Here is a 7,166-nt window from a genome sequence, read left to right as displayed (position 1 = left end):
GTTTTCAAAGAACTACTTGGTCGCTCATTTGCGACTTCCTTATGTTAACATCTTCGTTTTTCGATGTCAACTAAGTTTTTCAATTTCTTTTTTGTCGTCTTCTGCGTTTCTGCATCAGCGACGTTTATTAATTTATCATATAATATCTATTAACGTCAACACCTTTTAATAAAAAGTTCTTTTCCTTACATAACGCATACATTCTTCTGCATTAGCGACTCTTCGAAACAAACAAAAAATGATTTTATATCTTTCCTCCATCGCCTTTTTTACAACGTCATGAATACGTTCATCTTCAAAATCAAATAAAAGTTCTTCTAACTCTCTCTTCAATATGTATTCCATTTCTTTTTTCTCTTCTTTCGTTAACATAAACCCAAGCAAATCATCACCTCAATCATTTCCTACAAAGCAATAAACGTTTCGCTCATTTTCACTTATTAAAATCCTATCATTCATTATATCCACTGCTTACGATATTAATCCTTTGTTCTCTTTTTAATATTTAAAGCATATATGTAACTGAAAAGGATTGGACAAAGGGGCGTAATATTATGTTTTTCTTTTTTATTACGAGTAAAAGAAATTTTAAACACATTAGCTTAATAGTGATACTTTCCTTATTTACAGCATGGCTTCTCTTTTTAAAAACATATTCACATGAATCTGCTTTTTCAACTGCTACAGGACCTAAAGTTATTTACAAGGGCGACACCTCTAAAAAACAAGTTGCATTCACATTTGATATTAGTTGGGGAGACAAAAAAGCAATTCCAATCCTTGATACACTTAAAGAAAGAGACATTAAGAATGCAACCTTCTTCCTTTCTGCTGCATGGGCAGAAAGACACCCTGATGTTGTTGAACGCATCATAAAAGATGGACATGAAATCGGTAGTATGGGCTATAATTACACGTCCTACACTTCTCTAGAGACAAATGAAATACGAAGAGATCTTTTACGAGCTCAAGATGTTTTTACAAAACTCGGCGTGAAACAAGTCAAGCTATTGCGTCCACCTAGTGGAGACTTTAACAAAGCAACACTTAAAATAGCAGAATCACTCGGATACACCATCGTTCATTGGAGTAATAACTCAAACGATTGGAAAAACCCTGGTGTAAACAATATCGTTTCCACCGTCTCTACTAATTTAAAAGGTGGAGATATCGTCTTATTACACGCATCCGATTCTGCCCTTCAAACAAACAAAGCTTTACCACTGCTTCTACAAAAATTAAAGAGTGACGGATATGAGCAAATATCCGTATCACAACTTATTTCCAACACAAGTACGAAAAGTAAAGATGTACAGTAATTCTTTTCCATTTTGCCTTCCCACATAAAAAGCTCTACTACCTTTCATTCAGGTAATAGAGCTTTTTTCATTCGTACAAACTCTCTTATATTAGGCCGACTTACTCCTCTTTCCAATTAAACGATGTAATATAAGTAACTGATATGCATTACATAATAAAAGTGGTATCACCATTAAATATAACCAGTCTGTATCATTAATTCGAAGAGCTGGTACCCATTCAAGAATTGTTACAACAACCATAAAGAACAAAGCGGGCACAAATGCCTTTTTATTTGTTTCCTTACTTTTTATGTAAGCAACAATGGCCCCGAACATAAATAACACACCAGCAACAAGTATGTTATTCCCTAATGAAGCTTCCCCATTTGCAATCAATACAGATCTTAAATACACGAAATCAAACAAAACAAATGCAATAAAGAAGAGCTGGACTGCATTCCATAAAGAAGATGAACGGAACATACCTAACCCAAAACGATGGATTGTTAAATAAGCAAAGAATCCCATTTGACTTATAACACTAAAAATAAATCCTACACCCATCAACCAAAAGGAAACTGCTAGAATTTCCTTTCCGTCGAAATTTTGAAAAAATTTAGCGTACTTGTCCCACTCTAAAACAAACCCAAGTATGACCGTGCTAATCCCACCAAGAAACAACGTCGTAAAAAATAGTCGTACCCACTTGCGGCTATTCACAACACATCCCCCATTATCCTTATATTTCTAATCAAATTGTATCAATGACAATTTCAAAAAGCTAGCCATGTTCATGTATAAATTCCCTAAAGATATTTATATTAAAAAGAGAGAACTGTGCTGAAAGGAGTTCCAACTTATGAAACGGATGCTGCTCGTTTTGACTTCTTCTTTTCTATTCCTCGCACTTGTAGCATGTGCACAAGGAAAAGAAGCAAAGTCCGAACTTGATTACGATCAAACGAAGAAAATGATTGTTGATATTTTAAAAACCGATCAAGGTAAAAAAGCCATTCAAGATGTGTTAACTGATGAAAAAATGAAACAAGCACTCATACTAGATGAAACAGTAGTAAAGAAAACGATTGAAGATGCGATGGTATCAGACAAAGGGCAACAATTCTGGGAAAAGCTCTTTAAAGACCCTGAGTTCTCATCGAAATTCGCTAAAAGTATGGGGAAAGAACAAACAACCTTAATGAAAACATTACTAAAAGACCCTGAATACCAAGCAGGCGTTATAGAAATTATGAAAAACCCTGAAGTAGAAAAAATGATGTTACAAACGATGAAGAGCAAAGAATACCGTCAATATTTACAACAAGTACTAACCGAAACTGCTGAAAGCCCACTCTTCCAAGCTAAGATGATTGATATTATTAGTAAAGGTGTACAAAAGGCTGAAAAAAGTGGATCTGATAAAAAAGAAGCAGGCGGTGAAGGTGGTTCCCAAGACGGTAAAAAGGAACAGCAGTAAAATGATAACGATAATAATGAGTGGACAATATATGTATCGTCCACTCATTATTATTTTATTTTTGCGCGACAGCTATTTTATCAATTACTGTCTCAGCTATCGTGCGATAAATAAGACCTGTCGTATGTGTATCTTCATATACTGACGGCGCAAAGTCTTCTTTATTCCAATCAGGTTGTTGAAGTGGGATTCGGCCAAGTACTTCTGTTTGAAGTTCTGTAGCTAATTTATCTCCTCCACCTCTTCCGAACACATATTCTTTTTCACCAGTTGTTTTACTTTCAAAATACGCCATATTTTCAACAACACCAAGAATACTATGTTCTGTACGTAAAGCCATGGCTCCAGCACGCGCTGCTACAAATGCCGCTGTTGGATGTGGCGTTGTTACAATAATCTCTTTACAAGCCGGCAACATCGAATGTAAGTCTAGCGCAACATCACCTGTACCCGGTGGTAAATCTAAAACTAAATAGTCTAAATCGCCCCATTCTACTTCTGTGAAGAAGTGATTTAACATTTTCCCAAGCATAGGCCCTCTCCAAATAACCGGTGCATTATCTTCTACAAAGAATCCCATTGAGATTACCTTTACACCTAGACGCTCCACTGGAATAATTTTATCCCCTCTTACAACAGGACGTTTTTCTATCCCCATCATATCCGGTACACTAAAACCATAAATATCGGCATCAATGATACCAACCTTTTTCCCTAGACGAGCTAGAGCAATAGCAAGGTTAACAGAAACTGTTGATTTCCCTACCCCACCTTTTCCACTCGCAACTGCTAAAAATGTTGTTTTTGAATTTGGTGACAATAAAGATTCAGTTTGCTCTTCTTCTTGTTCTGGTGCAAACTGAGCTAATTCCTCTTCTGTAAATTCTGCAAAGCGAAGCCCTACTGTTGCCGCTCCTAATTCTTTTACTAACTTTACAATTCCAGATTGCAATTGCATTTGTTCCGCTGTACCGGTTTTTACGATTGCAATTTTAACACTTACATGTTCCTTCTCAGGCTTAACTGTTACCTCTTTAATTGCCCCTGTTTCTTTTAACGTTTTATGTAAAAATGGATCTACAACCCCTTCTAACGTTTCCACTACTTGCTCTTTCGTTACCATGATTAGCCCAGCCCCCTGTATGAAAAATAACGTAATGTTAATTAAATTTATCTCTCTTTATTTTTTAAATAAATGCGTTTACATTTCCAGTATAACATATTTTCGGAAAACTTCGTTAACGAGAGAAACTCAAAAAATCCTCCTTATTCTGGAGGATTTCCTTTTTCCGTGAAATAGCGTAATATACCACGATATACTGCAGCCGCTACCTTTTGCTGATATTTCTCCGAATTTAACATATACCTTTCGTTTACATTCGATAAAAAGCCAGCTTCAATTAAAGCACCTGGTGTTTTCGCATACTTTAATAAATACACATGAGAGATTGTTTTAGCAGAACGATTCGTATTCTCTAAACTCGTCCTCAATTCAGCTTGTATAAATTTCGCAGCACGTTCATTTTCAATCGAAGAACGGTAATAGAACGTTTGTGCGCCTTTCGATCCACTACTAGTTAAAGCATTTAAATGAATACTCGCAAAAAAGTCTACATCAGGTTTATTAATAATCTCTACACGCTTTTTTAAATCCTCTGCTTTACGTCTACTATATGATTTTGTATCTTTCTGAGCTAAATCATAATCTCCCTCACGTGTTAAAATAACTAGCGCACCTTGTTCCTGTAAATAATCTTGTACCTTCTTTGTAATCTCAAGCGTAATATCTTTTTCTATAATATCTTTTCCACCAACAGCCCCTCCGTCTGGCCCACCATGCCCAGCATCTAATACAATCACTTTCCCTGATAAGGGTAAATTCCACGCTCGCCACGATTTTGTAATTTGAAATTCTTGTTTGACTAAAAAAAACAAAACAACCGCAGCGAGTGCAAAAGAGATAATTCGAATTCTCTTCATACCTTTCCTCCTCCAGCTAGTCCCTCTAATTACTTATATGGGACAAGAGGAAAGTTTATGCTTGTCTTAATGAAGCTTTAATCGATATCTTCTTTCACCTTTTTCATATCCTTCCTGCCACCATAAACCAATAAACTGCTGACAAGATTCAAAAAGTAATTCCTCATCTTGTAACTTAATTTCCCTCATAGTCATGCTCGTTAAAAATTGAAATAATGTTTCCGTTAATTGTTGCTCTTCTTCTAACGCTCTATATTTCACATCAAAGAATGATTCACCATAATAACCAAACTTACTGTATCTCGCTCCTAATAAATACGATTCTATCCCTAATTCAATACAGTAATCTTCATACTGACGATGAAGTTCCTGCATCTGAAAGGCATCTCTAATATTTGAACGTAATGTTTTTAATGATAATTCTCGCAGCATCTTCCGTTCATATTTCAGCTGCTTTTCTTTTTGTTTTTCTTGTAAGCTGACAATGACATTCATAGTACTTATAAACCTCCCTAATACGTATTAGTCTAAACTTCTAAAGAAGAAGCATACGCGAGAGGATAGCACTAAAATATTCCAAACTACAAAAATTCCAAAAGAGGAATGAAACATAAAAAACCCCAACCAAAATGGTTGGGGTTTGTAGTTCGCAAAAATTAACGTTTTGAGAACTGAGGTGCACGACGTGCGCCTTTAAGACCGTATTTTTTACGCTCTTTCATACGTGCGTCACGAGTTAATAGACCTGCACGTTTTAGTGTTAGACGGTATTCTGGATCAGCTTTTAATAAAGCGCGAGAAATACCGTGACGAATAGCACCAGCTTGACCAGTGTATCCACCACCATTTACGTTTACAAGTACATCGTAGTTACCTAAAGTTTCTGTTGCAACTAGAGGTTGTTTCACTACTTCACGTAATGCAGCAAATGGGATATAGTTTTCAAAATCACGACCGTTAATGATAACGCGTCCTTCGCCTGGAACTAGGCGTACGCGCGCTACTGAACTCTTACGACGTCCAGTGCCATAGTATTGAACCTGTGCCAAAGTAAGCCCTCCTTTAATTAATTATCCGCGAAGTTCGTAAACTTCTGGTTTTTGTGCTTGGTGTGGATGCTCTGCTCCAGCATACACGTTTAGTTTCTTAGAAACTTGACGGCCTAAGCGTCCTTTTGGAAGCATGCCTTTAATTGCAAGCTCTAACATTTGTACAGGGTAGTTTGTACGCATTTCTAGAGCTGTTCTTTGTTTAAGTCCACCTGGGTGGTTAGTGTGACGGTAGTAAATTTTATCGTTTAATTTATTACCTGTTAAATGAATTTTCTCAGCGTTAATAATAATTACATGATCACCCGTGTCAACGTGTGGTGTAAATGTAGGTTTGTTTTTACCGCGTAAAATAGATGCTACTTCTGTAGATAGGCGACCTAAAGTTTGACCTTCAGCATCAACCACATACCATTTACGCTCAACTTCGTTAGCTTTTGCCATAAAAGTCGTACGCATGTGTTTCCCTCCTCGTTATCTTTTCCATAGAAAAAATCTATTGTTTATCTTAAACACGATTTCCTTCCGGGGCTAATCGTGGTTTTAGAAACAATACCATATGTTATGATATACTTTTGAGTTTCTAATGTCAAGCAAATGTTACACCAGGATTAGTTGTTATAGTTTACCTGCCATAAGTAAAGCCCATGACCAGGAGCCATCTTTCCAGCAAACTGACGATTTTGTTTCGCTAGAATCTCTGGAATGCTATCTGGATCAAGCTTTCCTTGCCCTACGTTCAGTAACGTACCAACAATAATTCTGACCATATTATATAAAAATCCATTACCTACAAAACGAAAAATTAATTCATCGTCTTGCTCGATTAGCTCAATTTCATAAATTGTTCTCACTTTATCTTTTTTGTCAGTTTTTGCCGAACAAAAAGAAGTGAAGTCATGCGTTCCAATAAAATAAGGAATCGCTTTTCTTATAGAGTTTATTTCGAGCGGATATGGATATTGATATACGTAATTTCTACGGAATACATCCGCAGTCTTTGATAATAACACACGATAACGATATTCTTTTCTCTCAACACCGTAACGCGCATGAAATTCTTCTGTTTTTTTCTCTACCTGTCTGATAACAATATCATCTGGCAACATTGTGTTTAATGCATTACTCCATTGCCACTCTTCAAGAGACAAAGGTGTATCAAAGTGTATGACTTGTCCTTTGGCGTGAACGGTAGAATCCGTTCTGCCCGATGCCTGAACACGAACAAGTTCTCCTTTATGCAATTTCTGCAAAGCTTTTTCAATCTCTTGTTGAACAGTACGATGCTGCGGCTGAATTTGATAACCACAAAAATGCATGCCATCATATGCAACCGTACATTTTATTCTATCCATTTCT

General features: G+C 36.4%; 10 protein-coding genes. 2 read left to right on the top strand and 8 right to left on the bottom strand.

What is annotated here, in order from left to right:
• Positions 1-165: 165 nt before the first annotated feature.
• Positions 166-384, bottom strand: a complete 219-nt coding sequence (locus tag FOT98_RS25775; RefSeq protein WP_000900298.1) for a hypothetical protein — start codon at positions 382-384, stop codon at positions 166-168.
• A gap of 170 nt (positions 385-554) precedes the next feature.
• Here FOT98_RS25775 and pdaB point away from each other — a divergent pair, with 170 nt between their 5' ends.
• Positions 555-1,319, top strand: a complete 765-nt coding sequence (gene pdaB, locus FOT98_RS25770; protein WP_063260926.1) for a polysaccharide deacetylase family sporulation protein PdaB — start codon at positions 555-557, stop codon at positions 1,317-1,319.
• A gap of 90 nt (positions 1,320-1,409) precedes the next feature.
• Here pdaB and kbaA read toward each other — a convergent pair whose 3' ends face one another.
• Positions 1,410-2,021, bottom strand: a complete 612-nt coding sequence (gene kbaA / locus FOT98_RS25765) for a KinB signaling pathway activation protein KbaA (RefSeq protein ID WP_063260925.1) — start codon at positions 2,019-2,021, stop codon at positions 1,410-1,412.
• A gap of 139 nt (positions 2,022-2,160) precedes the next feature.
• Between kbaA and gerD the strand changes: the two genes are divergently transcribed.
• Positions 2,161-2,778: a spore germination protein GerD gene (gerD, locus tag FOT98_RS25760; protein WP_063260924.1), complete on the top strand. Its 618-nt coding sequence runs from the start codon at positions 2,161-2,163 to the stop codon at positions 2,776-2,778.
• Between the two features lie 55 nt (positions 2,779-2,833).
• Here gerD and FOT98_RS25755 read toward each other — a convergent pair whose 3' ends face one another.
• From FOT98_RS25755 to truA, 6 genes are all read right to left on the bottom strand, one after another.
• Positions 2,834-3,901: an Mrp/NBP35 family ATP-binding protein gene (locus tag FOT98_RS25755; RefSeq protein WP_063260923.1), complete on the bottom strand. Its 1,068-nt coding sequence runs from the start codon at positions 3,899-3,901 to the stop codon at positions 2,834-2,836.
• A gap of 143 nt (positions 3,902-4,044) precedes the next feature.
• A complete protein-coding gene (gene cwlD, locus FOT98_RS25750) occupies positions 4,045-4,758 on the bottom strand; it encodes an N-acetylmuramoyl-L-alanine amidase CwlD (protein ID WP_000822445.1) in 714 nt (237 codons plus the stop codon).
• A gap of 66 nt (positions 4,759-4,824) precedes the next feature.
• Positions 4,825-5,253 (bottom strand): YbaK family protein, encoded by a 429-nt coding sequence (locus FOT98_RS25745; protein ID WP_001101006.1) that lies wholly within the window; start codon positions 5,251-5,253, stop codon positions 4,825-4,827.
• 161 nt (positions 5,254-5,414) lie between these two features.
• The gene (rpsI, locus tag FOT98_RS25740) at positions 5,415-5,807 is read right to left on the bottom strand and encodes a 30S ribosomal protein S9 (RefSeq protein ID WP_000079986.1); all 393 of its coding nucleotides are present in this window, start codon (positions 5,805-5,807) and stop codon (positions 5,415-5,417) included.
• A 21-nt stretch (positions 5,808-5,828) separates the two neighbouring features.
• Positions 5,829-6,266, bottom strand: a complete 438-nt coding sequence (rplM, locus tag FOT98_RS25735; protein WP_001260795.1) for a 50S ribosomal protein L13 — start codon at positions 6,264-6,266, stop codon at positions 5,829-5,831.
• Positions 6,267-6,418: 152 nt separating this feature from the next.
• Complete coding sequence (gene truA, locus FOT98_RS25730; protein WP_033656275.1) at positions 6,419-7,162, bottom strand: tRNA pseudouridine(38-40) synthase TruA; 744 nt, start codon at positions 7,160-7,162, stop codon at positions 6,419-6,421.
• Positions 7,163-7,166: the final 4 nt, after the last annotated feature.

It is taken from the genome of Bacillus sp. HY001, from assembly GCF_007558965.1.
GTDB classification, from domain to species: Bacteria; Bacillota; Bacilli; order Bacillales; family Bacillaceae_G; genus Bacillus_A; species Bacillus_A mobilis.
Note: the sequence above shows the minus strand (reverse complement) of the source record. Positions and strands in the feature narration are given on the sequence as shown.

Excerpts from the sequence above, each read along its gene's own strand:
- cwlD (WP_000822445.1), bottom strand. The coding sequence starts at position 4,758 with ATGAAGAGAATTCGAATTATCTCTTTTGCACTCGCTGCGGTTGTTTTG.
- pdaB (WP_063260926.1), top strand. The coding sequence starts at position 555 with ATGTTTTTCTTTTTTATTACGAGTAAAAGAAATTTTAAACACATTAGC.
- gerD (WP_063260924.1), top strand. The coding sequence starts at position 2,161 with ATGAAACGGATGCTGCTCGTTTTGACTTCTTCTTTTCTATTCCTCGCA.
- FOT98_RS25755 (WP_063260923.1), bottom strand. The coding sequence starts at position 3,901 with ATGGTAACGAAAGAGCAAGTAGTGGAAACGTTAGAAGGGGTTGTAGAT.
- FOT98_RS25745 (WP_001101006.1), bottom strand. The coding sequence starts at position 5,253 with ATGAATGTCATTGTCAGCTTACAAGAAAAACAAAAAGAAAAGCAGCTG.
- rplM (WP_001260795.1), bottom strand. The coding sequence starts at position 6,266 with ATGCGTACGACTTTTATGGCAAAAGCTAACGAAGTTGAGCGTAAATGG.
- truA (WP_033656275.1), bottom strand. The coding sequence starts at position 7,162 with ATGGATAGAATAAAATGTACGGTTGCATATGATGGCATGCATTTTTGT.